18 protein-coding genes and 3 tRNA genes are annotated in these 23,311 nt (G+C 70.5%); 11 read left to right on the top strand and 10 right to left on the bottom strand.

The features are described 5' to 3' along the window. Window positions 1-5 precede the first annotated feature (5 nt). The 4 genes from ACIRQP_RS09460 to ACIRQP_RS09445 all read right to left on the bottom strand — a co-directional run bounded on the left by ACIRQP_RS09460 (window position 6) and on the right by ACIRQP_RS09445 (window position 5,683). Entirely contained in the window at window positions 6-1,931 is a 1,926-nt protein-coding gene (locus ACIRQP_RS09460) for an ABC transporter ATP-binding protein (protein WP_403885895.1), read from the bottom strand. Then, window positions 1,931-3,664, bottom strand: a complete 1,734-nt coding sequence (locus ACIRQP_RS09455; protein ID WP_403885892.1) for an ABC transporter ATP-binding protein — start codon at window positions 3,662-3,664, stop codon at window positions 1,931-1,933. Before ACIRQP_RS09455 ends, ACIRQP_RS09460 begins: the two co-directional genes overlap by 1 nt. 204 nt (window positions 3,665-3,868) lie before the next feature. After that, window positions 3,869-5,314, bottom strand: coding sequence for an FGGY-family carbohydrate kinase (locus tag ACIRQP_RS09450; RefSeq protein ID WP_403885889.1), 1,446 nt, complete (start codon window positions 5,312-5,314; stop codon window positions 3,869-3,871). 69 nt (window positions 5,315-5,383) lie between these two features. Next, the gene (locus ACIRQP_RS09445) at window positions 5,384-5,683 is read right to left on the bottom strand and encodes a YtxH domain-containing protein (protein ID WP_403885886.1); all 300 of its coding nucleotides are present in this window, start codon (window positions 5,681-5,683) and stop codon (window positions 5,384-5,386) included. A 220-nt stretch (window positions 5,684-5,903) separates the two neighbouring features. On the opposite strand from ACIRQP_RS09445, the gene ACIRQP_RS09440 reads away from it, so the two are divergent. From ACIRQP_RS09440 to ACIRQP_RS09415, 6 genes are all read left to right on the top strand, one after another. Beyond that, window positions 5,904-5,976 (top strand) — tRNA-Asn (locus ACIRQP_RS09440). A 5-nt stretch (window positions 5,977-5,981) separates the two neighbouring features. After that, window positions 5,982-6,054 (top strand) — tRNA-Asn (locus tag ACIRQP_RS09435). Window positions 6,055-6,299: 245 nt separating this feature from the next. After that, window positions 6,300-6,373 (top strand) — tRNA-Ile (locus tag ACIRQP_RS09430). 1,000 nt (window positions 6,374-7,373) lie between these two features. After that, complete coding sequence (locus ACIRQP_RS09425; RefSeq protein ID WP_403885883.1) at window positions 7,374-7,682, top strand: hypothetical protein; 309 nt, start codon at window positions 7,374-7,376, stop codon at window positions 7,680-7,682. A gap of 727 nt (window positions 7,683-8,409) precedes the next feature. Further along, window positions 8,410-9,345 (top strand): nitroreductase/quinone reductase family protein, encoded by a 936-nt coding sequence (locus tag ACIRQP_RS09420; RefSeq protein ID WP_403885880.1) that lies wholly within the window; start codon window positions 8,410-8,412, stop codon window positions 9,343-9,345. Window positions 9,346-9,442: 97 nt separating this feature from the next. Continuing rightward, window positions 9,443-10,267, top strand: a complete 825-nt coding sequence (locus tag ACIRQP_RS09415; protein ID WP_403885877.1) for an SAM-dependent methyltransferase — start codon at window positions 9,443-9,445, stop codon at window positions 10,265-10,267. A gap of 201 nt (window positions 10,268-10,468) precedes the next feature. Here the strand turns inward: ACIRQP_RS09415 and ACIRQP_RS09410 are convergent, their stop codons facing one another. Next, window positions 10,469-11,743 carry a macro domain-containing protein gene (locus ACIRQP_RS09410; RefSeq protein ID WP_403885874.1) on the bottom strand — a complete coding sequence of 425 codons (1,275 nt, stop codon included), beginning with the start codon at window positions 11,741-11,743 and terminating at the stop codon, window positions 10,469-10,471. A gap of 192 nt (window positions 11,744-11,935) precedes the next feature. Here ACIRQP_RS09410 and ACIRQP_RS09405 point away from each other — a divergent pair, with 192 nt between their 5' ends. After that, the gene (locus ACIRQP_RS09405) at window positions 11,936-12,775 is read left to right on the top strand and encodes a hypothetical protein (protein WP_403885871.1); all 840 of its coding nucleotides are present in this window, start codon (window positions 11,936-11,938) and stop codon (window positions 12,773-12,775) included. A gap of 55 nt (window positions 12,776-12,830) precedes the next feature. Here ACIRQP_RS09405 and ACIRQP_RS09400 read toward each other — a convergent pair whose 3' ends face one another. The 3 genes from ACIRQP_RS09400 to ACIRQP_RS09390 all read right to left on the bottom strand — a co-directional run bounded on the left by ACIRQP_RS09400 (window position 12,831) and on the right by ACIRQP_RS09390 (window position 16,379). Then, window positions 12,831-14,453, bottom strand: a complete 1,623-nt coding sequence (locus ACIRQP_RS09400) for a GAF domain-containing protein (protein WP_403885868.1) — start codon at window positions 14,451-14,453, stop codon at window positions 12,831-12,833. A 25-nt stretch (window positions 14,454-14,478) separates the two neighbouring features. After that, a complete protein-coding gene (locus tag ACIRQP_RS09395) occupies window positions 14,479-15,522 on the bottom strand; it encodes a rod shape-determining protein (protein WP_403885865.1) in 1,044 nt (347 codons plus the stop codon). A gap of 296 nt (window positions 15,523-15,818) precedes the next feature. Further along, entirely contained in the window at window positions 15,819-16,379 is a 561-nt protein-coding gene (locus ACIRQP_RS09390) for a hypothetical protein (RefSeq protein WP_403885862.1), read from the bottom strand. A 334-nt stretch (window positions 16,380-16,713) separates the two neighbouring features. On the opposite strand from ACIRQP_RS09390, the gene ACIRQP_RS09385 reads away from it, so the two are divergent. After that, window positions 16,714-17,382 (top strand): hypothetical protein, encoded by a 669-nt coding sequence (locus tag ACIRQP_RS09385; protein WP_403885859.1) that lies wholly within the window; start codon window positions 16,714-16,716, stop codon window positions 17,380-17,382. Between the two features lie 67 nt (window positions 17,383-17,449). On the opposite strand, the gene ACIRQP_RS09380 is transcribed toward ACIRQP_RS09385, so the two are convergent. Continuing rightward, window positions 17,450-17,884: a MarR family winged helix-turn-helix transcriptional regulator gene (locus tag ACIRQP_RS09380; protein WP_403885856.1), complete on the bottom strand. Its 435-nt coding sequence runs from the start codon at window positions 17,882-17,884 to the stop codon at window positions 17,450-17,452. 140 nt (window positions 17,885-18,024) lie between these two features. On the opposite strand from ACIRQP_RS09380, the gene ACIRQP_RS09375 reads away from it, so the two are divergent. Both ACIRQP_RS09375 and ACIRQP_RS09370 read left to right on the top strand, forming a co-directional pair. Then, the gene (locus ACIRQP_RS09375) at window positions 18,025-19,053 is read left to right on the top strand and encodes an NADP-dependent oxidoreductase (RefSeq protein ID WP_403885853.1); all 1,029 of its coding nucleotides are present in this window, start codon (window positions 18,025-18,027) and stop codon (window positions 19,051-19,053) included. A 65-nt stretch (window positions 19,054-19,118) separates the two neighbouring features. Beyond that, window positions 19,119-19,547: an organic hydroperoxide resistance protein gene (locus ACIRQP_RS09370; protein WP_403885850.1), complete on the top strand. Its 429-nt coding sequence runs from the start codon at window positions 19,119-19,121 to the stop codon at window positions 19,545-19,547. 97 nt (window positions 19,548-19,644) lie between these two features. Here the strand turns inward: ACIRQP_RS09370 and ACIRQP_RS09365 are convergent, their stop codons facing one another. Continuing rightward, window positions 19,645-22,233, bottom strand: coding sequence for a M14 family zinc carboxypeptidase (locus tag ACIRQP_RS09365; RefSeq protein ID WP_403885847.1), 2,589 nt, complete (start codon window positions 22,231-22,233; stop codon window positions 19,645-19,647). 181 nt (window positions 22,234-22,414) lie between these two features. Between ACIRQP_RS09365 and ACIRQP_RS09360 the strand changes: the two genes are divergently transcribed. Beyond that, the gene (locus ACIRQP_RS09360) at window positions 22,415-23,236 is read left to right on the top strand and encodes an EI24 domain-containing protein (protein ID WP_403885844.1); all 822 of its coding nucleotides are present in this window, start codon (window positions 22,415-22,417) and stop codon (window positions 23,234-23,236) included. The last annotated feature ends 75 nt before the right edge of the window (window positions 23,237-23,311 follow it).

The raw sequence follows: 23,311 nt of genomic DNA, 5'->3' as shown, positions 1-23,311 counted from the left end.
GCCGGTCAGTCCACTTCGGCGACCGCCTGCGCGAACTGGGCGGCGTACAGCCGTGCGTACGCGCCGTCCGCCGCCAGCAGCTCGTCGTGCGAGCCCTGTTCGACGATCGCGCCGTTCTCCATCACCAGGATCACGTCCGCGTCCCGGATCGTGGAGAGCCGGTGCGCGATCACAAAGCTCGTACGGCCGTGGGCCAGCCGCGCCATCGCCTTCTGGATCAGCACCTCGGTCCGGGTGTCCACCGAACTGGTCGCCTCGTCCAGCACCAGGATCACCGGATCGGACAGGAACGCCCGCGCGATGGTGATCAGTTGCTTCTCACCGGCGCTGACCCCCGACCCCTCGTCGTCGATCACGGTGTCGTACCCGTCGGGGAGCGTACGGACGAACCGGTCGGCGTGGGCCGCCCGCGCCGCCTCCTCGATCTCCTCCCGGGTGATCTCCCGCGACGCGCCGTACGCGATGTTGTCCGCGATCGTGCCGCCGAAGAGCCAGGTGTCCTGGAGGACCATGCCGATCCCCGACCGCAGTTCGGCACGGGCCATCCGCGCCACGTCCGTACCGTCCAGCGTGATCCGGCCGCCCGTGACCTCGTAGAACCGCATCAGCAGATTGACCAGCGTGGTCTTGCCCGCGCCCGTCGGCCCGACGATCGCGACCGTCTGCCCCGGCTCCACCGAGAGCGACAGATCGTCGATCAGCGGCTTGTCGGGCTCGTACCGGAACGACACGTGCTCCAGCGCGACCCGGCCCTGCGGCTCGCGCAGCCGCTCCACCGCGGGCGCGTCGGCCTCCTGCTCCTCCGCGTCCAGCAGTTCGAAGATCCGCTCGGCGGAGGCGACACCCGACTGCACCAGGTTGGCCATCGACGCGACCTGCGTCAGCGGCATCGAGAACTGCCGCGAGTACTGGATGAACGCCTGCACATCACCGATCGACAGCGTCCCCGAGGCGACTCGCAGCCCGCCGACGACCGCGACCAGCACATAGTTCAGGTTGGAGACGAAGAGCATCAGCGGCTGCATGATCCCGCTGTTGAACTGCGCCTTGAAACCCGCCTCGTAGAGCTGGTCGTTCTGCTCGCGGAACGCCTCGGCCGACTCGTCCTGCCGACCGAAGACCTTCACCAGGGCGTGCCCGGTGTACATCTCCTCGATATGCGCGTTCAGCGTGCCGGTGACCTTCCACTGCTGGACGAACTGCGGCTGCGACCGCTTGCCGACCTTCGCCGCCACCAGCACCGACAGCGGGACCGTCACCAGCGCGACCAGCGCCAGCAGAGGCGAGATCCAGAACATCATCACCAGCACGCCGATGATCGTCAGCAGCGAGTTGATCAGCTGCCCCATCGTCTGCTGCATGGTCTGCGAGATGTTGTCGATGTCGTTCGTCGCCCGGCTCAGCACCTCACCGCGCGGCTGCCGGTCGAAGTAGGACAGCGGCAGCCGCGACAGCTTCGCCTGGATCTCCTCCCGCATCCGGTACACCGTGTGGTTGATGACCCGGATGGAGAGCCGCGTCGACACCAGCATCAGGAGCCCGGCGGCGACATAGATCACCAGCACGATCAGCAGGATCTCGCCGACGGCGCCGAAGTCGATGCCCTGGCCCGGAGTGAAGTCCACCCCGGTGAGCAGATCGGCCTGGCCGTTGTCGCCCTGGGCCCGCAGCCTCTCGACGGTCTCCGCCTTGGTGACCCCGCCCGGGGTCTGCCGGCCGATGATCCCCGCGAAGATGAGGTCCGTCGCCCGCCCGAGGATCTTCGGTCCCACGACCGACAGCGCGACGCTCACCACCCCGGCGGCGAACATCCACCAGAGGGTGGTGCGTTCCACGGACAGCAGCTTCAGCAGCCGCTTGCCCGATCCCTTGAAGTCCATGGACCGCTGCGTGGGGCCCGCCGTCATCATGCGTCCGCCCGGACCGCTCATCAGGCAGCCTCCGCCTCGGTCAGCTGGGAGAGCACGATCTCCCGGTATGTCTCGTTCTCCGTCATCAGTTCGTGATGGCGGCCCGACCCCACGATCCGCCCCTCGTCGAGCACCACTATGCGGTCGGCGTCACGGATGGTGGAGACCCGCTGGGCGACGATGACGACGGTCGCCTCCGCGGTCTCCCGAGCCAGCGCGCCGCGCAGCGCGGCGTCCGTGGCGTAGTCCAGCGCGGAGAACGAGTCGTCGAACAGATAGATCTCCGGCCGTTGCACCAGCGTCCGTGCGATCGCGAGCCGCTGCCGTTGCCCGCCGGAGACATTCGTGCCGCCCTGCGCGATCGGCGCGTTCAGCCCGCCCTCCAGGGCCCTGACGAACTCCTTGGCCTGAGCGACCTCCAGCGCGTGCCACAGTTCCTCGTCGGTCGCGTCCGGATTGCCGTACCGCAGATTCGTGGCCACCGTCCCGGAGAACAGATACGGCTTCTGCGGTACGAGACTCACCGTCTTGGCCAGCAGCACCGGATCCAGCTCGCGCACGTCCTGCCCGTTGACGAGCACCTCCCCGCCGGTCGCGTCGAACAGTCGCGGTACGAGCCCGAGCAGCGTCGACTTCCCGCTGCCCGTCGACCCGATGACCGCGGTCGTCTCACCGGGCCGTGCCACCAGCGACACCTCGCGCAGGACGGGCTCCTCGGCGCCGGGGAAGCGGAACTCCGCGTCCCGCACCTCCAGATGCCCGTGCCGGCGCAGCTCCCGCACCGGGTTCCGCGGCGGGACGACGCTCGAACTGGTGTCGAGCACCTCCTCTATGCGCTCGGCGCACACCTCGGCGCGCGGCACCATCATGAACATGAAGGTGGCCATCATCACGGCCATCACGATCTGCATCAGATACGCGAGGAACGCGGTCAGCGCGCCGATCTCCATCCCGCCGCTGTCGATCCGGTGCGCGCCGAACCAGACGACGGCGACCGACGACAGATTCACGACCGTCATCACGGTCGGGAACATCAGCGCCATCAGCCGGCCGGTCGACAGCGCGACATCGGTCAGCTCGGTGTTGGCGCCCCGGAAGCGCTCCTTCTCGTAGTCGTCCCGTACGAACGCCCTGATCACGCGGTTGCCGGTGATCTGCTCGCGCAGCACTCGGTTCACCGTGTCCAGCCGGGTCTGCATGGTCCGGAACAGCGGCCGCATCTTCCTGACGATGAGGCTCACGGAGATCCCGAGCAGCGGCACGACGGCCAGCAGCACCGACGACAGCGGGATGTCCTGGCCGAGCGCCAGGACGATGCCACCGACACACATGATGGGCGCGGACACCATCAGCGTGAACGACATCAGGACCAGCATCTGGACCTGCTGGACGTCATTGGTGGTGCGGGTGATCAGCGAGGGGGCGCCGAAGTGACCCACCTCACGGGCGGAGAAGCTCTGCACCCGCCCGAAGATGGCGGCCCGCACATCCCGGCCGAGGGCGGAGGCGGTCCGCGCGCCGTAGTACACGGCGCCGATGTTGCAGAGCACCTGGACGACACTGACGGCGATCATGATGCCGCCGAACTCCAGGATGTAGCCCGAGTCCCCCTTCACGACACCGTTGTCGATGATGTCGGCGTTGAGGGTGGGCAGGTAGAGGGTGGCGCACGTCTGCAACAGCTGGAGCGCCACCAGCAGGGCTATCGGTCTTTTGTACGGGGCGAGATGGGCTCGCAGAAGTCGTAGCAGCACGCGCAGTCTCTCGGGTCGGCTCGGCATGAAGGTCGCGAGAACGGGGATCAGCCCCCATCTTGCGGTACCGCCCCCGTTGAGCCCCAAGGGTTTATGTCCAAAGACGGGTCAAGAACGGGAGCGCGCCCGGCCGCTCCGGAGGCGCCCCCGCGCGCTCCGCCGCGCCGTCCCGGCCCAGGGCCCCGGCCCACCGGTCCGCCCCGCTCAGCCCCCGTGCCCGAACGCCCCGGGGTGGATCTGCTCCCGCGTCGCCGTGTACTGCTGCCGTACCGCCGTACCCACGGCCGCGTCCTCACCCGGCTCGAACACCTGGGCCGCCGCGCCCTGCCAGGCCGGCGGGTTGTGCGGGGAGAGCGACCCCTGCGAGACCCCGAGCGCCCAGGCCGCCTGCCGTGCCGCGCCGATCGCGGTGTAGTCGGCGGGCTGCGGTACGACGACCTGCGCCCCGAAGATCGCCGGAGCCAGGGCCTGTACGGCGGGCAGCTCGGCGGCGGCGCCCAGCAGGAACACCCGCCGTACCTCCACCCCTCGTCCGCGCAGGACGTCCATCGCGTCGGCGAGCGAGCAGAGCATTCCCTCGAACGCGGACCGGGCCAGATGCTCCGGCTTCATCGACTCGCGCCGCAGCCCGGTCAGCGTGCCCGCCGTGTGCGGCAGCTGAGGGGTCCGCTCGCCCTCCAGATACGGCAGGAACACCAGCCCCGAGGAGCCCGGCGTGGACTTGAGCGCGAGCTCGGACAGCTCGGCCAGCTCCGCCGTACCCAGCAGCTCCGCCGTACCGCGCAGCGCCCTGACGGCGTTCAGCGTGTGCACGACGGGCAGATGCATCCCGGTGGCGTCGGCGAAGGAAGTGATCATTCCGGACGGGTCGGCCGCCGCCTCGTGATGGACGGCCATCACCGAACCCGACGCCCCCAGCGACACCACGGCGTCCCCGGCCGCGACGCCGAGCCCGAACGCGGCGGCCATCGTCTCGCCGGTCCCCGCCGAGATCAGCAGCCCCTCGGGGGTGGTCCCGGCGGCGTCCGCGGGGCCGAGCACCTCGGGCAGCGCGGCCTGGTGCCCGAGCGCCAGCTCCACCAGATCCGGCCGGTACGCCCCCGTACGCGCCGACCAGTAGCCGGTGCCGGAGGCCCCGCCCCGGTCGGTCGTCCTGCGCGCCGGGCGCCCCAGCAGCTGCCAGACCAGCCAGTCGTGCGGCTGGAGCACCAGCGCGGTGCGCTGCGCCGCCTCGGGCTCGGTCCGCGCCAGCCAGCGCAGCTTGGCCACGACCTGACTCGACTGCGGTACGGACCCGACGGCCTCGGCCCAGGCGTGCCGCCCGCCCAGCGCGTCGACCAGATCGGCGGCGGCGACCTGCGCGCGCTTGTCGTTGCCGACCAGCGCGGGCCGTACGGGGTTGCCCTGCCGGTCCAGCGCCACCATGCCGTGCTGCTGCGCCGCCACCCCGATGGCCTGCACGCCCTCGAGCAGCCCGCCGGACGCGGCCTCGCCGAGGGAGAGCAGCCACGCCTGCGGATCGACCTCGGTGGCCTTGGGCTCGACCGGATGCGCCGCGAACCCCTGCCGCAGCACAGCACCTGTGTCCGCGTCGCAGACGACGACGCGTGTGAACCCGGACGAACTGTCCAACCCGGCGACTATTCCCATGACACCCGATTCTGCCGCACGCGTGGTGCGAGGAGCGCTGCCGGGAGGCCCCGGGTGTGCTGATCCGGGTCAGGTATTGCTCGTACCCCAGTCGTCCTGGCCGTTCTGGCTCCGCTCGCGCAGGGAGCGCACGCGCTGGGCGACGGAGTCGGGCAGCTTGTCGCCGACCATGCCGTTCACCGAGTGGTACGCCTTGCCCGCGACCTCGCGGCCGGTCTGCGCGGCGGACTCGGCCACGTTGCGCACCGCCGGATTCTGCGACACCTGGCGGGCCGATTTCTTGAGCTGCTCGTAGCGCTCACGGCCGGCGCGGGTCCCCAGGACGTATCCGCAAGCCAGTCCCGCGATGAATGTGAGGCGGTACCGCATGGCTGCCACCCTTCCCTCTCGGCGCCGGGGTCCCCAGCGTCGGCGTCGGACCGTCGGTCTGTGCTCTCCGCCTACCCCGTCGGGGCCCGGGATCACCCGGCGTGCCCCGGGTGGATACCGATTGGCAAAGCACCCCCCTGCTTGCGCTAATGTATGTGTCGCAGCGAACGCGCGCCGCCCGGGAGGACCGGGGTAGGTACGTTCGGTGCGGACGCAGCAATCCCCTGTAGCTCAATTGGCAGAGCAGCCGGCTGTTAACCGGCAGGTTACTGGTTCGAGTCCAGTCGGGGGAGCGCGATCCCCTGTAGCTCAATTGGCAGAGCATTCGGCTGTTAACCGGAGGGTTGCTGGTTCGAGTCCAGCCGGGGGAGCGGTAGCACGAGGAGGGCCCTTCGGGGTCCTTTTTCGTGTGCCCGTCGTCACTCACCGATGCTCGCCGGCCGGGCGTCCTGCCCCTTTTGGGTACCTCTTACGGATCTACTCCGCGGTTCCTGGAACCGGGCGGCGCACGGCGAAGTCCTCATGGTCAGAGGATGCCGACCATCCGAGGCAGGAGATCGTATGAGCGGCTATGCTGCGGCAGACGGCGCGCACAAATGTGCGCGACGCGCCGTTAGGGGCGGTAGCTCAGCCGGTTAGAGCAGCGGACTCATAATCCGTCGGCCGTGGGTTCGAGTCCCACCCGCCCCACCTGTTTGATGAATCGTTCCCACCTGGCATCCGTGCGCCCCACGTGGTCTAGACCACATGGGGCGCTCAGTCGTTTACCGGGTCCCGGGCGAGCGGTGCGTGAGCGGGCGTGTCGGACGGCCGTGCATGGCGGGGGCGGGGAACCAGGGCTTCGGCATTCCTCGCTACCTCCTTGTCGGCCTGGGGCGGAAGACTGGTGTACGTGTCGGACGCTAGGTGAATAGTTCCGTGTCGTCGCGTTTCCTTGATCGCTTGGAGGCCACCTCCACCCGCACGGATCAAGGTTGCGGCCACATGGCGCAGATCCTGGCGGCTGATCGGCGGCATGGGCCGCCTCGCGAACGAGCCGCCGGGGAGCGCCTGACACCTTCTCAGGGCGCGGTCCCCACCGTGACCGCTGACGGCGTCTCACCGGTCTCGCGCCCGTGGTCGACATGCCCGGCCGGCCACAGGACCGCGTTCGGACGCTTGTCCGACTCCGGCCGGCATGTGATGCCGGATCGAACGTCAGCAACCGCTGGGGGATTGCGGCGTTCCCACGCGAGTGGTCTCGCGCCGTCGGCCCGGCGCGGGAGCCGACGTCCGGTCGCGTCTGTTCGGTTGGCGGCCGACCCGGCCGCCATGCGGAACTCCGGCCGCGGCGTGGTGAGTTGACCAATGGATTTCCGCCACGCCGACGCGGCACCCGGAGCCCGTCACCGGTGGTCCGCGTGAGGTATTCGTTCGTCTCGTCTCATCGCGGAGCCGGGGGAGGCCATCTGGAAGCTCTCGGGCCGGAACGATCCACGCGACATGGGCCGGACCGAGCCCCTCCGGCGCCTTGTGGACGCGGTGAACAATGGCGGAAAATGAATCCCCCGGAATTAAACACGACTCCTCTCAGTTCCATTCGAATTGTGGAATAGATCAGATTCTCGTACCCCCTTTCCGTGGCTATTGGTACGGTAACCCGAGTTCCGGGAGCGTGATCTTCGCCCCCGCGGAAAGGGAGGGGTTCCAGATGTCCGCCACTCAGAGAATCGCGTCGGGCCGCACCGCGCCGGGGCAGGGCTGGAAGGTCTACAGCCCCACCGGCATCTACATCGAAGTCAACACCAGTTCAGCGGAGTTCACGGGTACTCCCACGTATGTGTCCTCCCTGGGGGGCGACGGAACGCAGTGGGCGTTCTCGGGGGCGTCGGCCATCTATGCCCCCACTCGTAACGGCTTCGTCATCTATCTGCGATGGCTCGACAACAGCCCTCTGACCCCGGCTTACGCGGCCCAGTACAATTTCCACATCAACTGGATCGGTATCGACGAGACGTAGATCACCCGGGGAAATCACGTCAATAAACACTTCGGGTTTCCGGCGTCCCAGGGGAATCATCTGGAATTCCCGGTACGCCGGTGTACGGCGGGGCGGTTTCCTGATCGACGGGCTTTTTCGAGCGAATTCCTGGCCTCGCGGCTTCGTGGGCCGAGGACGAGGGCAGCGTCACCGACCATCTGGAACCGGCCAACCGGGGCAACGTGAGGCACCGCGCGGTCGCGACCCGGGTGGACGCGCGGGCGGGCAGGTAGCGCGGCGCACCTCACCGCGTGTTCCCGGGACGGGAACGCCACGCCCCAGGAGGCGCCACGCATGGTCTTTCCCCCCTGGCCGACACAGCGTCAGGATCCCGGGCGTGTCGTGGCCCCCTCGGCGGGCGCGTTGACAGACCCCCGACCCGGTGACTGTAATGGTCCGCGTGTCGCGTGGCACCGGCCGAAGAGCAGTGGGCGGGCCGGTAGCCATGGAGGCACCTTCATCGAGGGACGATGCCATGAGTTCTTACTCAGCACCCCGCGCCTGACGCATCCGACGCAGCGCCTCCGCACGTCGTCCCTTGTCCTCCGCGGTGCCGGGCACCGCCGTAAGACATCGATGTTCTTCTCCGGACGAGGGTCCGCGTGCGGACACCGCGCGCCGTGCGCCGTATCGCGCGCACATCACGGTCATCCACCATCACCGCGTTCACCGCGGACCGCACACTTCTCCGGAGAGACGACACCGTATGCCCGCATCCTTCAACCAGACGATCACCGACGAGTTCCGGGCCAACGGAGGCAAGGTCGGCGGCCCCTTCGAGGGCGGCGACCTCCTCCTGCTCACCACCACCGGCGCCAAGTCCGGGGCGGGGCACACCGTTCCGCTCGGCTATGTCCGCGACGGCGAGCTGCTGCTGATCGTCGGATCCGCGGGGGGCGCGCCGCGTCATCCCGCCTGGTACCACAATCTGCTCGCCCATCCCCAGGTACAGGTGGAGATCGGTACCGAGACGCTCGAACTGATCGCCGTCCCGGCCGAGGGGGCGCGGCGCGACCGGCTGTTCGAGCGGGTCGTGAGCGTGGCGCCCGGATACGCCGACTACCAGTCCGGAACCACCAGGATCCTGCCCGTCGTGGTGCTTGAGCCCTCGGGGGCCGAGGCGGCGGAGGGGCCGGGTGAGATCAGCAGTCTCGCCGACAAGCTGGTGCAGGTCCATGGCTGGCTGCGCGCGCAGCTGCGCCACATTCGGGCCGAGACCGACGCCCACTTCGCCGCGCGGGCGGCCCACGGAGGCTCCGGTGAACCGCCGGCGCCGGGCATCGGTCTCCAGCTCAGGCAGCACTGTCTGGCCTTCTGCCAGTTCCTGACGTTCCACCACACCAGCGAGGACGCGCACATCTTCCCCTCGCTGGCGGACTATCACCCGCATCTGCGCGAGACACTCGACCGGCTCGGCGAGGAGCACCGTACGCTCGCGCGCGTCAAGGACGCGTTGCTCGGTCTGCTCGCCGACATCGCCACCGCCGACCCCGAACACTTCCGAGCCGAGCTGGGCCGGTTGTCGGAGGAGTTGGTGGCGCATCTCGACTACGAGGAGAAGGAGCTCCTTCCCGCCCTGAGCGAGATCCGGTGGCCGCCGGGGCCGCCGGTGCCCGAACCGGCCGGGGGCGCGGCGAGCTGACGGGCAGTCGGGGAACGTTCCCCTCCCGCGCACACTCCCTTAGGTTGGAGGCTCGGCTCATGGTGTGAGTTCCCGACCGTTCCAAGGAGGCGCTTCCGTGTCCGATCGTGGCCCCGGTCTTGAGTCCGCCGACGCGATCCGGGCGCGGATCGACACCGGCACACCGCACTCCGCGCGGTTCTGGAACTATTTTGTGGGCGGCAAAGACAATTACGAGGTCGACCGGGAGGTCGGGGACCGGATCAAGCGGATCTTCCCCGGCCTCGTCGATGTCGCCCTGACGAGCCGCCAGTTCCTGGGGCGGGCGGTCCGGGAGCTGGCGGTGGAGCGGGGGCTCCGTCAGTTCCTGGACATCGGTACCGGTCTGCCGACCGCCGACAACACGCATGAGGTCGCCCAGCGCGTGGCGCCGGACGCGCGGATCGTCTACGTCGACAACGATCCCCTGGTGCTGGCCCATGCCCGTGCCCTGCTCACCAGCACACCCGAGGGCAGGACCGACTATCTCGACGCCGATCTGTTCAACCCCGAGTCGATCCTCGAAGCCGCCGCCGGAACGCTGGATCTCTCCCGGCCGGTCGCGCTGATGATTCTCAACACGCTCGGCCATGTCGCCGACTACGACCTGGCCCGTTCACTGGTGTCCCGTCTCATGGCGGGCCTGGCGTCCGGCAGTTACCTGGTGATCAGTGACAGCACCGACACGAGCGAGGGCATGATCGCGGCGTCGGAGGCGTACAACGCCAGCGGGGCCGTCCCGTACTACGTGCGCGCTGTCGACGAGGTGGCGGGCTTCTTCGAGGGGCTGGAACTGGTGGAGCCCGGGATCGCCCAGGTCACGCGGTGGCGCCCGGAACCGGACGGTTCGAACGGCACCGAGCCCGCGGTCGACGCGTACGGCGGCGTGGGCCGCAAGCCGTAGGCAGCCGGAGGCTGTCGGATCCGGTTCCCGGGGATCGGGAACGGGCCGCCCAGAGGGCCCGCGGTGTTTCCCCGACGGGCCGTGGCGGACTCCGGTGCACCCCCGTGTCATCCGTCCGCCGCACGCCGAGACGTCTCTGAGCGGCCTTGCTGCACAGTTCACCAGACGGGCTGGGCAGCAACAGGGCGCGAACGGGGCGGATCACGGTAGGGGGTGGTTTCCCTCTCCGCCCCGGCTCGCGTCCTCGCTCCGGCTTGCGCCGCCATCGACGGCGCTCGCGTCGTCGACCTTTCCGTCGACGACCCTTCCGTCCACGCTTCCGCCCGCGTACTCCGTCAGCATGCGGACCACGAGACCGGCCGGGGCCGGCCCTCGTACGACCAGATGAATGTCCCAGCCCGCGCCGCGCGCCAGCTCCGCGTCGACCGCCGCCCACACCGCGCGGACGCTCTCCTCGTACGGCAGCCCGCCCCGGCCGGAGCCGAGCAGAGGGAAGCACACGGACCGCAGCGGGGGATCGAACCGCTCGTGCTCCTCCGCGAGCAGCGCCAGGGCGCGGGCCACGGCCCGGGTGACATCGGCGGGCAGTACGTCGTAGTCGTTGGTCCCGGCCCGGGGTACGGCCACGGCCGCGTGGTAGACGCGGCGTACGCCCTGGCCGGCGAGGGCGCCCGAGCCGGTGACGGCCACCGTGCCGGGCAGCACCGGACGGCCCGAGGTGCCCCGGGAGGCGGCCCACTCGCGCAGTTCCTCGTGGATCGGGTCGCCGAGCATCTCGCCCGTCAGCCCGCGCAGCGCGCCGGCCCGGCGCAGGGAGGCCGCCACGGAGGACTTGTACGCCTCGGGCAGCGCCAGATACGTGTTGACCGGGGACACCACCACATCCACGTCACGCAGCAGATCCACCGGATGGACATGGAGCGTGACCGGCACGGTCCCGCCGTGCGCCGGGACGGTGAGGAGCCGGTGGGTACGGGCGCTCACCGCCGGATCGCCCGGATCGTCGCCGGCCGCCGGGTCGCCGGCCGCCGGATCCCGCCCGGACGCCGGATGCCGCTCGGCGAGAGCCGCCCGCGCCAGTCTGCCCACCTGCTCGGCGACCTGGTCGAGCACCACCGCCTCCTGCTCCTTGCGGAAGCGCTCGATACTGACCCCGTACAGCTCGGCCGCGCGCCGTCTGCGGTCGGCGCCCGGCCAGTCACGGGTGCCCGGTGTCAGACCCAGGGTGTATTCGGCGGCCTCCTGAAGGGTGCCCCCGCCGAGTCGTGACACCGCCAGCCTCAGCAGCCACTCCACCGACTGCGACTGCGACTGGGCGGGGACCGCGGCCCGACGGTCTTCGGCGGGGGCGAGCGCGAAGGCGATCCGGGCCAGCGACGGCACCTCCAGCCTGCGCAGCCGTACGATCCCGCCGCGCCGAACTGTCTTTATCTCCTCAAGGATTGAGGCATGGTCCGGGACAGGCATGAGCGGCATGGCCGCAACGATCGCACCGGGCGGCCCGCGCCCACAAGCGGCGCACCGGCGAGGAGCTCGCGGGCGCTCCGGGGACGGCGCGAACGGGACACTCGTATGATGCCCCCCTCGCGGGCACCGCACAGGCGCATGGGCGGCCCCGGACCGATACCGACCAGCATCCGACCCGGATCCGACCAGCCAGGGAGCACCGTGCCCGCCACCACGCCCCGTGTCCTCTATGTCACCGACCTCGCCTACGAGGCCAGGGGGCGCAGATACTGCGACGAGGACATACGGCTGTCGTCCCGGCTGCGGCGGGACTTCGCCGTGGCGCTGAGCCATCCTCTCGACGCCGCGCGGCTGATGGGGTCCTTCGACGCGGTCATGGTGCGCAACAGCGGGCCCGTACTGCACTACCAGGAGGAGTACGACGCCTTCCGCGACCGGGCGCGAGCGGCCGGGGTCCGGGTCTACAACCCGCTGACCGGACGGGCCGACATGGCGGGCAAGCGGTATCTGGTGGAGCTGAGCGCGGCCGGGTATCCGGTCGTTCCGACCGTGGACCGCGCCGAGGACCTCGGGCTGCTGCCGCGCGCGGAGACGTATGTCGTCAAGCCGATGGTGGGCGCGGACTCGATCGGTATGGAGTTCGTCGGCGGGGACCGGCTCGTGGACATCTCCTTCGGCGAGGTGCTGGTGCAGCCGCGGATACCTTTCCGCTACGAGGTCTCGTTCTACTTCATCGACCGCGACTTCCAGTACGCGCTGTACGCGCCCGACCCCGAGCGGCGCTGGGCGCTCACGCCGTATGACGCCGGGCCCGCGGATCTGGCGTTCGCGCGTCGGTTCATCGAGTGGAACGCGCTGGAGCACGGGATCCAGCGCGTGGACGCCTGCCGCGCCCCGGACGGGGAACTGCTGCTCGTCGAGCTGGAGGACCTCAATCCGTATCTCTCCCTGGAGGCGGTGGACGGCGCGACCCGTGAAGCCTTCGCCACGCGGCTGACCGCCTCGCTGCGGGAGCTGCTGGGCCGCCCCACTGGCGCCTAGGCGTTCTGTCCGGAGGGCGGGGGCGAGAGCGAGTCGGCGGGGTGCCTCCCGGGTCTCAGCGGGGTGCCTCCCAGGTCATCGTCGTCCCCCGGCCGCCGTCCTCGCGCAGACCGTCGTCCGTGACGACCAGCCGTACCCCGGTCCGCCCGTCGGCCAGCCGCGCCATGGCGTCGACCTCCACCCCGATCGCCGTCACCCCGTCGCGCCGGTGCGCGGCGGCGAGCGCGCCGCGCAGTTCGGCCAGCAGGCTCCGGCCCGCCGGCTCGCCCACGAGCGTGTCCACGGGTCCGGTGAAGCGCACCGACGGCCGGACACCCAGCATGGCCCCCGCGCCGCCCGTCTCGCGCAGCACCATCCCGCGCACGCTCGTCGGGCCGTCGGCCGGGGGCTGCTGGAGCGCGAAGATCGTGGTCCTGACCTCCTGGATCGTGGAGTCCAGCTCGTCCACGGCCCGGCCGAGCAGCTCGTCCAGATCCGTGGAGGCCGCGCGCCGCCGGGTCGACTCCAGCATCATTTCGGTGGCGAAGAGCCGCTGGACGACCAGATCGTGCAGATCGCGGGCGATCCGGTCGCGGTCCTCGAAGACGGCCAGCTGCTCCCGGTCGTGCTGCGAGTCCGCGAGCACCAGCGCGAGCGCGGCCTGCGAGGCGAACTGGGTGGCCAGCAGCCGGTCCACCGCGCGGTACGGGCGGCCACCGCGCCGGCGCGGCAGCGCGAGGGTGCCGATCAGCTTGCCGCCGCTCTGGAGCGGCAGCATCATGCTCGGCCCGAAGCGTGACCGTATATGCGTGGTCATCCGGGGATCGGTCGACGAGTCCTCGATGAACACCGGCTCCCCGCCGAGGAGTTGAACGAGCACGGGGGAGCCGGGCTCGATGACGGTGCCGACGATGCCGGCCGGGTCGCCGACCGTGGACGCGGCGACGATCTCCATCCCGCCGTCCTCGGTCGGCTGGAGCACCACGCCCGCGTACGCGTCGGCGAGCACCCGGGCCGACTCGGCCACCGTGATCAGCGCGTCGGAGGCGTTCTCGCCGGTCAGCAGCGCGGTGGTGACGGCCGCGGCCCCCTCGATCCAGCGTTCGCGCTGCCGGGCCGTCCCGTACATCCTGGCGTTGCCGATCGCGAGCGCCGCCTGTGAGGCCAGGATGCGCAGCAGGCTCTGGTCCTGCTCGGTGAAGGAGCCGGTCCGCTTCTCGGTCAGATAGAGATTGCCGAGGACCGTGCTGTCCAGCTGGAGCGGTACCCCGAGGAAGGAGTGCATCGCGGGGTGGCCGGGCGGCACCCCGGCGGATCGGGGGTCGGCCGTCAGATCGTCCAGCCGCAGCGGCTTCGGGTCCTTGATGAGGAGCCCGAGAAGGCCGGTGTCTCCATCGGGGAGCCGTCCGATGCGCTGCCGGTCGGCGTCGCTCATCCCCGCCGTGAACAGCTCCGTGAGTCCGCCGCGCTCGGGGTCGAGGACACCGAGCGCGCCGTACCGCGCGCCGATGAGATCGGAGGCGGTGTCGACGATGTGCTGGAGCGTGGCGCGCAGTTCGAGGTCGGTGCCGATCCCGAGCACCGCCTCGAGCAGCGTGGGCGGCCGGGGCGTCGTCGTGTCGCCGTCGCCACGGCTCTCACCCTCGCCACGGCTCTGCCGGTCACCGTGGCCCTCGCCGTCGCCGCCCTCTTCGCTCATCGCCCCGTCGTACCGGTCCCGCCGCTCAGTGGGCGTCGGCCAGCGGGTTCAGGATCATCGGCTGGATCTTGCCCTCCAGCATCGCCCCGAGTCCGAGCACGGCGCAGATGTCGGGGCGCTCCGCGATGGCGACCGGCATGCCCGTCGCGTCACGCAGCATCTGGTCGAGCCCCGGCAGCAGCGCGGAGCCGCCGACCATCATGATCCCCCGGTCCCCGAGGTCGGCCACCAGATCGGGCGGGCAGTCGCGCAGCACCTTGCCGATGCCGTCGAGGACGGCGGTCAGCGGGGTGTAGATGGCTTCCCGCACGGCGGCGGTGTCCACCATCACCGAACGGGCCACTCCGGTCGCCACGTCCCGGCCGTGGATCTCGGTCCTGGTGGGGCCGTCCTCGGTGAGCCCGTTGTTGCTGAGAGCCAGCTGCAGCGGGCGTACGGACTGGCTGGGCAGCATCAGTTCATGCTGGTGGCGCAGGTGCTGGATCACCGCGTGGTCGATGGCGTTGCCGCCGACCGGGATCCGTACGGCCGTGACGATCGAGCCGAGCGACAACACCGCGACCTGCGTGGTCGCCGCGCCGCACACCATGATCATGGTGGCGATGGGCTGTTCTACGGGGAGTCCGCAGCCGACGGCCGCGGCGATCAGCGTGTCCACCAGCTCCACCCGGCGCGCGCCGAGCCCGACCAGGGTCTCGACCGCGGCGCGCTGGGCGAGCGGATCGCTGTCGTGCGGGGTGGAGGCGGCTGCGCGCAGCCAGGGCTTGCGGCGCAACTGGCGACGGAGCTTGTCGCCCAGCAGTTGCCGCAGCATGCGCTGCGCCATCTCGATGTCGATGACGGTGCCGCCGGAGATGGGACGGGCGACGCGGATGTAGTCGGGGGTACGGCCGGTCATCTGTTCGGCGAGGGCGCCGACGGCGATGAGCGCGCCGGTACGGGTGTTGAGGGCGGCCGCGCTCGGCTCATCGACGACGAGCCCGGCCCCCTTCACAAAGACCCGGGTCCGGGCGGCCCCCAGGTCGACGGCGATATGGCAACGTCGCAACTGCTCAAGACTGACGGTCACGGCAGGTTCTCCCGAGAGCGCTGAGGTGGTTCACCGGCGGCCGCCGGCCCTGTTCGCATAGTGCGGCGCCGGGGCACGCCCCGCGCGCTGGAGTACGCCAGACGGGCGTTCGGATTTGACGGCGCGCCAGGAATCCTGACGGGGATCCGGCGGCTCGTACGATCGACGCGCGCCCCCACCCGTACGGCCAGGGCGAACGCAGGTCCCGCGAGGTCGCCCCGCCTGTCGCTCGTACGGCCGGACAGCGAGCAGGCCGGTTGAGTCCTGTCCGGCCCACGAAGACCGGCGGACAGCCCTTAGCCGGACCAGCGTTGCAGCAGTCCCCAGGTGAACTCCGCGACGCGGGCGCGGCCGTCGGGCGGTGTGAAGGCCAGCCGCATCCTGGTCGGGGCGGTGCCCTCCATCGGCCGGGCGGGCGGGAAGGCCCGCGCGACCTCGTCCACCGTGCAGCACCACGGGCGCAGATCGCCGGCCGTACGCAACTCGGGGCCCGGCGACCCCGGAGCGCGGACGAGCCATTCGTTCCAGACCGCGCCGCCGGGCGCCACCATCACCTCGAAGCGCAGATCGGGCCAGAGCGGGACGGGCCACAGCAGGGCGTCGCACTCCAGATCGCCGATCACGCGCCGGGAGGTCTGCTCCGGCTCGCCGAGTACGGAGCGGTAGCGGGACAGCGAGCCGCGCGCCCGGCGCGAGCGCACCATCGCCTGCCAGCGGCGGTTGGCCTCCCGCATGTCGGCCAGGGACACGCCCAGTTCGTGTCGGGCCTCGTCGACCAGCTCCGGCTGGTGATCGGCCATCCGGCGCAGCAGGACGAGCTGGAAGTCGAGCGGCCCGAACGGCCCGGTGGACGTCATACCGCCATCCTCCCCCGTGTTCGCGGGGGCGGTCCGCAACCGGGCAGACAGGCGCAGACGTGGGCAGACACGCCACGGGCTCGCCACTTCACACAAGATCCTCACAATCTCGCCATGTCAGCCGGTGCCGCCGCCGCATAATCTGCGGGGCGCCATGGACTACTGCCCACAGTGTCGTCGGCACCTCAACGGCGCACTGATCTGCGCAGGATGCGGGACCCCCGCCGAGGAGCTGCGGCAGCGAAACCCTGTCCACCCCGGGTCGCACCACAGCCGCCTCCCGGGCGGGGACGGCAGGGAAAACGAAGGTCACGGAGAGTACGGCGACGCGCCCGTGAGTGACTACGGGCTCGTCGGCCACGACCTCCCGGACGACACCGCGCCGCGCCGCGACTCCCCGCGCCGCAAGGGCTCTTCCCGTGGAGCCGGGCGGGGCAAGGGTGGCCGGGACAAGGCTCCGCGCCGCACCGGACCGCGCCGGGCGCGCAGCAGGCGGGGCCGCAGGCTTGTGATCGCCACGCTCGGCGTGATCCTCGCGGCCGGCGCTCTGAGCTTGGCCGAGCTGGCCAGGGAGTCGCCGAGCAACGACAACGCCACCTCCGTGAAGGAGGAGACGCCCGTCGAGTTCGAGGGTGGCCCGCAGGACACGGAGCGCCCCGCCGAGCCCGACGATCCCGGCGTATCCGCGAGCCCGGAACCGGGCTCGACAACCGGTACGGGCGGCGAGGTGAGCCCGGACGGCAGCGGTGGTCCGAGCGCGTCGGGGGAGACCGAGGAATCGCCGTCGGCCTCCGCCACGCCCGAGACCGGGGAGACGGCCACGGGCGGGCCCGAGTCGCCGGGGGCCGACGATCCGGGATCCGGTACGACCAGGCCGGCCGAGCCGACGGACGAGCCCACATCGGGCGGCCCGACCTCGGCGGACCCGCCGCCGTCACCTCCGCCCGCGCCCTCTCCCACGCCGTCCGAGACGTGCACCTGGTGGATCTTCATCTGCGTCTGACGGCATCGGCGTCCGACGGCAGCGTGACTGACGGCTCTCCGAGCACGCTCTCGTCGTCCGGCAGCCCTCAGAGCACGCTCTCGCCCAGCATCCGCTTGAGCAGATCGCGCAGCACCTCGCGCTCCCCTTCCGACAGCGCCGCGAGCGGCTCGCGCGCGAAGTCCAGCGAGTCGCGCAGCCGGGTCGCGGTCGCGCTGCCCTCTTCCGTGGGAGCGGCGAGCTTCACCCGGCGGTCCGCCGGGTCGGGCCGGCGCTCCACCAGACCCCGCGCTTCGAGCCGGTCCACGATGCCGGTGACATTGGACGGCTCACACTTCAGCTTCCGCGCGATCCGGCGCATGGGCAGAGGCTCCAGGGACAGCAGCCCCAGGACGCGCGCCTGCGCGCCGGTGAGGGAGTGCCGTGCCGCGGCCTGCTCGTACTCCTCGTAGTAGCGGGCCACGACGGTGCCGATGAGTTCGACGACCTCAAGGGTGAGTGGGTCTTTTTGCGAAGTGGCCATGGACACCAGGGTACCCCGTTACTTGACAACGTGAAATATTCATGAGACTTGTTGTTTCAGATGGTGAAGCTTTTTCTCGGGTTCCCTGACCTGGTACCCGTGGCTCACCGCCGCAGACCTGTCTGAGGAGGCCCCGCACCATGACCGCACTTCCCGAGTCCGGCCGCGCCTGGTTTCTCGTCGCCCGCCCCCACGGCTGGCCCGAGCCGGGCGATGTCGCCCTGCGCGACGTCCCCGTGACCGAGCCGGGTGAGGGCCGGATCCTGGTCCGCAACCTCCACTTCTCGGTCGACCCGTACATGCGGGGACGGATGAACGACGTGAAGTCGTACGTACCCTCGTACCAACTGGACAAGCCGATGGACGGCGCCGCGGTCGGCGAGGTCATCGCCTCCCGTGCCGAGGGTTTCGCCGTCGGCGACCATGTCGTGCACGGTCTCGGCTGGCGTGAGTACGCCGAATTCCCGGCCGAGTACGGCACCAAGGTCGACGCCTCGCGCGCCCCGCTCTCCGCGTACCTCGGTGTGCTGGGCGCGACCGGCCTCACCGCCTACGTGGGCCTCTTCGAGACCGCCTCCTTCAAGGAGGGCGACGCCGTCTTCGTCTCCGGCGCGGCCGGAGCCGTCGGCAGCCAGGCCGGTCAACTGGCCAGGATCAAGGGCGCCTCGCGGGTGATCGGCTCGGCGGGGTCCGACGAGAAGGTCAAGCTCCTCACCGAGGAGTACGGCTTCGACGCGGCCTTCAACTACAAGAAGGGCCCCGTCAGGGACCAGCTCAAGGCGGCGGCGCCCGACGGCATCGACGTCTACTTCGACAACGTCGGCGGCGACCACCTCGAAGCGGCGATCTCCTCGCTCAACCCCTATGGCCGCGTCACGCTGTGCGGTGCGATCGCGCAGTACAACGCCACCGACCCGACGCCGGGTCCCCGCAACTTGGCGCTGGCCATCGGGAAGCGGCTGCGTCTCCAGGGCATGATCGTCACCGACCACCTCGGTCTGCGGCCGCGGTTCGTCGAGGACGTCGCCGGCTGGCTCGCCTCCGGTGAGCTGAAGTACGACGAGACCTCGGTCGAGGGCATCGAGAACGGCTTCGACGCCTTCCTCGGCGTACTCCGCGGTGAGAACACCGGAAAGATGATTGTCACGCTCAACAGGCGGACACACTAGGCTCGTCCCAGGCCGCCGCGGTCCGTGGGCGCGAGTCGCGGCGTACAACAGGAGGAACGCACCGTATGACCATCCAGAAGATCGATGTCCTCTACACCGCCGTCGCCACCGCGGAGAACGGCCGTGACGGCCGCGTCTCCAGTGACGACGGTCAGCTCGACGTCATCGTCAACCCGCCCACGTCGATGGGCGGCAACGGCGCCGGCACCAACCCGGAGCAGCTGTTCGCAGCCGGGTACAGCGCCTGCTTCCAGGGTGCGCTCGGTGTGGTCGCCCGTAAGGAGAAGGCCGACATCTCCGGCTCGACGGTGACGGCCAAGGTCGGCTTCGGCAAGCTTGAGACCGGCGGTTTCGGTCTTGAGGTCGAGCTGGTGGCCTCCATCCCGAACGTGGACGAGGCCACCGCCAAGGATCTGCTGGAGAAGGCGCACCAGGTGTGCCCGTACTCCAACGCCACGCGCGGGAACATCAAGGTCGAGCTCTCCGTCGCCTGACCGGCTGTCCGACGGATTGTTCGACGGACTGTCTGTCCGCTGAGGGCCGCACCCCTGACCCGGGGTGCGGCCCTCAGTCGTGTCCGGGCGGCTCGACTCAGCCGGCCGCCCCCAACAGGGCCCGGCCGACCTGTGAGAAGAGCCCCTTCGGGTGGTCACGGAACAGCGGCTCCGTACCGAACAGCACCACGGGCCCGCCCTTCGCGGACGTACCGCTGACGACCGAGGCCCGGCCCGCCGCGGCCGAGGGGCCGCCTGTGCCGTCCTCCTTCGCGCGCCAGTGGCCGGACACCAGCGGACTGCCGGTGCCGTACGACTGCTCGACCCGCACCCCGGGACCGAGGTCGGTGAACCACAGCGGCGAGTAGACGAAGGTGTGCGCCGGGGCGCCGCCGGTGATCGGGCCACCCGCGTTGGTCACCCGCACCACACCGTTCGCGTCACCGTTGCCCGCGACCGGCTTGGCCGCGAGCAGACCCGCGGCGGTGTTGAAGGCCGCCCCCGTCGAACCGAGCGTGACCACGCCCGCGCCGGCGGAGAGGAAGCCGTCCAGGGCCGTGCGTGCGGCCGGGTTGAGAGCGCCGTACTGGAGGCCGGAGGAGACGTACAGGACATCCGCCTTCGACCAGTCGAAGCCCGCGTTCAGCGTCGCGGTCGACACCGGCAGCACCTCGAAGCCCATCTCCCGCAGGGCGAACTGCTCGCCGGGCGTCACCGCCGCCGCGACGCGCGTACGGGCCACCGTCCCGGAGCCCTTCTCCTTGGTGCCGGTGAAGGCGACGCCGTAACGGTCGGCGAGGAAGGCCGCCTGACGACGGGCCGAGGCCGGCACGAGCGCCGAACCGTCCACCGCCCGCCGTACCTTCACCCCTTGCCCGAGCAGGGAGTTGAGGGCGGCCAGCTCCTTGGGGTCGTCCAGGCGCAGCCGCAGATCGCCGTGGCCCGTCACCGCCCCGGTCGGGGACGCGGCCTGGACCGGACGCGTCGGGATGTGCAGCCCGCCACTGACCTTCTGGACCTTGTCGACGCCCGCGCCCCACAGCAGCCCGAGGCTCCACCCCGAGATGTCGTACATGGCGGAGACGTCCCCGCTGATGTCACGGCCCTCGTCTAGGATCACATTGGCGACACCGCGCTTGGCCTGGTGCATGTCGACGATGTACGAGCCCGCCGGATACGAACGTCCCGCCAGCCGGAAACCGGTGCGGGCACGCTCCACCCGTACGTCATTGGCGATCAGATGGTCCACCAGCCGGGCCGCCGCGGTCGCCGAACTTCCCCTACCTTCGGTGGGCGATACCTCATGTCCGCCACCGGCCGGGATGACATACGCGCGGGGGAAGGAGGTGGTGTACACATCCTCCGGACCGATGCCCGGCACGCCCGGCACGGTCTCCTCGGACACCGGCCGCTGCGCCTCGCCCGCCACGCCCCGCCGGAACGTCTCGATCTGGTCGGCGATCAACGACGTGCGGTGGTCGATCGTGTAGTCGAGGGTCGCGCGCATCACCGCGCCCGCGATGTCGGTGTTGATCGCGGAGCGCCTGCGCAACTCCTCCACCGGCAGGTTGTCGTAGTCGCTGTTGTTGACGCGCATCGGGAACTCGACGGTGTGCGAGGCCACCGCGCCCTGGAACGCCATGTACTGCGGGGTGAAGATCGGCGGCCAGTCGTCCCAGCCCTCCTGCTGGTCGCGGAAGGGGATGACGGGCGGCTGGACCCCGTCCTCGGCGGGGGTGTAGCCGAGGTCGTTCACCGCCTTCTCCATGCCGAGGGCGTTGGCGTAGCTGTTCTTCAGGAAGAGGTCGTACTCGTAGTTCTCGCCGTGCGGCGGTGTCGTCGGCTCGATCAGCGTGCCGTTGACATAGCCGTGCAGGTCGAGCATGACGGCAGGCTGCTTGTCGACCGCGATCTGCCGGATGGCCCGCGACTCGGGCTGTGAGGCGGTGATGAAGTCCCGGTTGAGATCGAAGCCGTTGCCGTTGGCGCGGGTCCCGGCGATCCGGCCGTCGGGGTTGGCGGTCACATTGAGATAGATCCGGTTCTTGGCGAGCAGACCGGCCGTTCTGCCGTCCTTCGCCTTCGCCAGCTCCTCGATGAGCTTCAGGGCGGCGTCGGTGCCCTCCCACTCATTGCCGTGGATGTTGTTGTTGATGAACACCGGCGTCTTGTAGGAGGACTTGATCCGGGGGTCCTTGGCCGCCGCCGCCGGGGAGTCCTCGATCAGCTCGCGCATCCGCTCCTGTTCGCGGGACTCACGGGAGCTCTCGGGCGCGGTGACGGTGACGAGATACAGCTCATGGCCGGCCGCGGACCGGCCCGCGACTTCCACGCTGACGCGATCGCTCTGCTTCTGGAGGGCGTTGAGCCGGGGAGCGAGCGAGTGGTACGGGGCCAGGCCCAGCTTGATCGCCTTGTCGGCGGGGTTCTCGGGCGGCGCGTCGAGGACCGTACGCCGGGGGTAGCCGCCGTCCTTGCGCAGCGCGGGAGGCGCGGGCGTTCCGACGGTGCCGGTGGCCTTCTGGAGCGCGGCGGCGGTGGTGTCGGGGCCGCCGCTCTCCCTGACGGGGTGCGGCCGCTGCGCGTCCCGGCCGGGGGCGGCGGTCGCGGGGAGCGGAGCGAGCAGCAGGGCGCCGGCGACGGCGCTGACAGCGGTGGTGAGCAGGACGGGTCTGGGTATCCCCATGCGGTCTGTTCCTCCGGGTCTTCGGAAGTGACGGCAGAGTCAGAGGCGATCACCACGGGGGTGATCACATCAGGGCGATCAAAAGTGATCGGTGGCGATCGACGCTGATCGGTACGCAGGGTCTACCGGTTACTCACGCGAACATCAAGAGGGGGCCATACACAGCCGGTAGGCTGCACCCATGCATGATCTCGGCGCCGGCTTCGGCTACTTGATGAAAGGCCAGCGCTGGGTCGCGGGCCACGGCCGATGGTTCGGATTCGGACTGCTGCCCGGTTTGGTCACTCTGGTCCTGTACGCGGGCGCGCTCGTCGGCCTGGCCTACGGCGCCGACAATCTGACGGCCTGGGCCACCCCCTTCGCGGACGACTGGTCCTCGCCCTGGCTCGGTCTCTTCCGGGGCTCCCTGACCGTGCTGCTCTTCGCGCTCGGGCTGTTCCTCGCCGTGATCACCTTCACCGCAGTGACGCTGCTGGTCGGCCAGCCCTTCTACGAATCGCTCTCGGAGGAGGTCGATCGCGCGGAGGGCGGCGAGGTCCCGCGGTCGGAGCTGCCGCTCTGGCGCGAGCTGTGGATCTCCGCCCGGGACAGTCTGCGGATCCTGGTACGGGTGGCGCTGTACGGTGTGCTGCTCTTCGCGCTCGGATTCCTTCCGGTTGTCGGGCAGACGGTCATTCCCGCGCTCGGCTTCTGCGTCTCCGGCTTCTTCCTGACGGAGGAGCTGACGGCGGTGGCGCTCCAGCGGCGCGGCGTCGATCTGAAGGAGCGTCTCCGGCTGCTCAGGGGCCGCCGGATGCTCGCCCTCGGTTTCGGAGTCCCGCTCACGCTCGCCTTTCTCGTCCCGTTCGTGGCGGTCTTCCTGATGCCGGGCGCGGTGGCGGGGGCGACCCTGATGGTGCGCGAGCTGACGGCACCGCCGGAGGACGCGTCGGCGGACGACGACGCCGCGGCCGGCGGACAGGGCGCGCGGAGGCCGGGCGTACCGCTCGCCATGGACAAGTAGCGCCGGACAAGTAGCGCCGGGCGAAGTAGCCGGACAGCCGGAGCGCCGTCCGGTCCGGCAGGAGCCCGGACCGGA

This window comes from Streptomyces sp. NPDC102274 (genome assembly GCF_044766385.1).
Lineage (GTDB): Bacteria > Actinomycetota > Actinomycetes > Streptomycetales > Streptomycetaceae > Streptomyces.
Note: the sequence above shows the minus strand (reverse complement) of the source record. Positions and strands in the feature narration are given on the sequence as shown.

Excerpts from the sequence above, each read along its gene's own strand:
- ACIRQP_RS09460 (WP_403885895.1), bottom strand. The coding sequence starts at position 1,931 with ATGAGCGGTCCGGGCGGACGCATGATGACGGCGGGCCCCACGCAGCGG.
- ACIRQP_RS09450 (WP_403885889.1), bottom strand. The coding sequence starts at position 5,314 with ATGGGAATAGTCGCCGGGTTGGACAGTTCGTCCGGGTTCACACGCGTC.
- ACIRQP_RS09445 (WP_403885886.1), bottom strand. The coding sequence starts at position 5,683 with ATGCGGTACCGCCTCACATTCATCGCGGGACTGGCTTGCGGATACGTC.
- ACIRQP_RS09425 (WP_403885883.1), top strand. The coding sequence starts at position 7,374 with ATGTCCGCCACTCAGAGAATCGCGTCGGGCCGCACCGCGCCGGGGCAG.
- ACIRQP_RS09420 (WP_403885880.1), top strand. The coding sequence starts at position 8,410 with ATGCCCGCATCCTTCAACCAGACGATCACCGACGAGTTCCGGGCCAAC.
- ACIRQP_RS09410 (WP_403885874.1), bottom strand. The coding sequence starts at position 11,743 with ATGCCGCTCATGCCTGTCCCGGACCATGCCTCAATCCTTGAGGAGATA.
- ACIRQP_RS09400 (WP_403885868.1), bottom strand. The coding sequence starts at position 14,453 with ATGAGCGAAGAGGGCGGCGACGGCGAGGGCCACGGTGACCGGCAGAGC.
- ACIRQP_RS09390 (WP_403885862.1), bottom strand. The coding sequence starts at position 16,379 with ATGACGTCCACCGGGCCGTTCGGGCCGCTCGACTTCCAGCTCGTCCTG.
- ACIRQP_RS09380 (WP_403885856.1), bottom strand. The coding sequence starts at position 17,884 with ATGGCCACTTCGCAAAAAGACCCACTCACCCTTGAGGTCGTCGAACTC.
- ACIRQP_RS09375 (WP_403885853.1), top strand. The coding sequence starts at position 18,025 with ATGACCGCACTTCCCGAGTCCGGCCGCGCCTGGTTTCTCGTCGCCCGC.
- ACIRQP_RS09370 (WP_403885850.1), top strand. The coding sequence starts at position 19,119 with ATGACCATCCAGAAGATCGATGTCCTCTACACCGCCGTCGCCACCGCG.
- ACIRQP_RS09365 (WP_403885847.1), bottom strand. The coding sequence starts at position 22,233 with ATGGGGATACCCAGACCCGTCCTGCTCACCACCGCTGTCAGCGCCGTC.
- ACIRQP_RS09360 (WP_403885844.1), top strand. The coding sequence starts at position 22,415 with ATGCATGATCTCGGCGCCGGCTTCGGCTACTTGATGAAAGGCCAGCGC.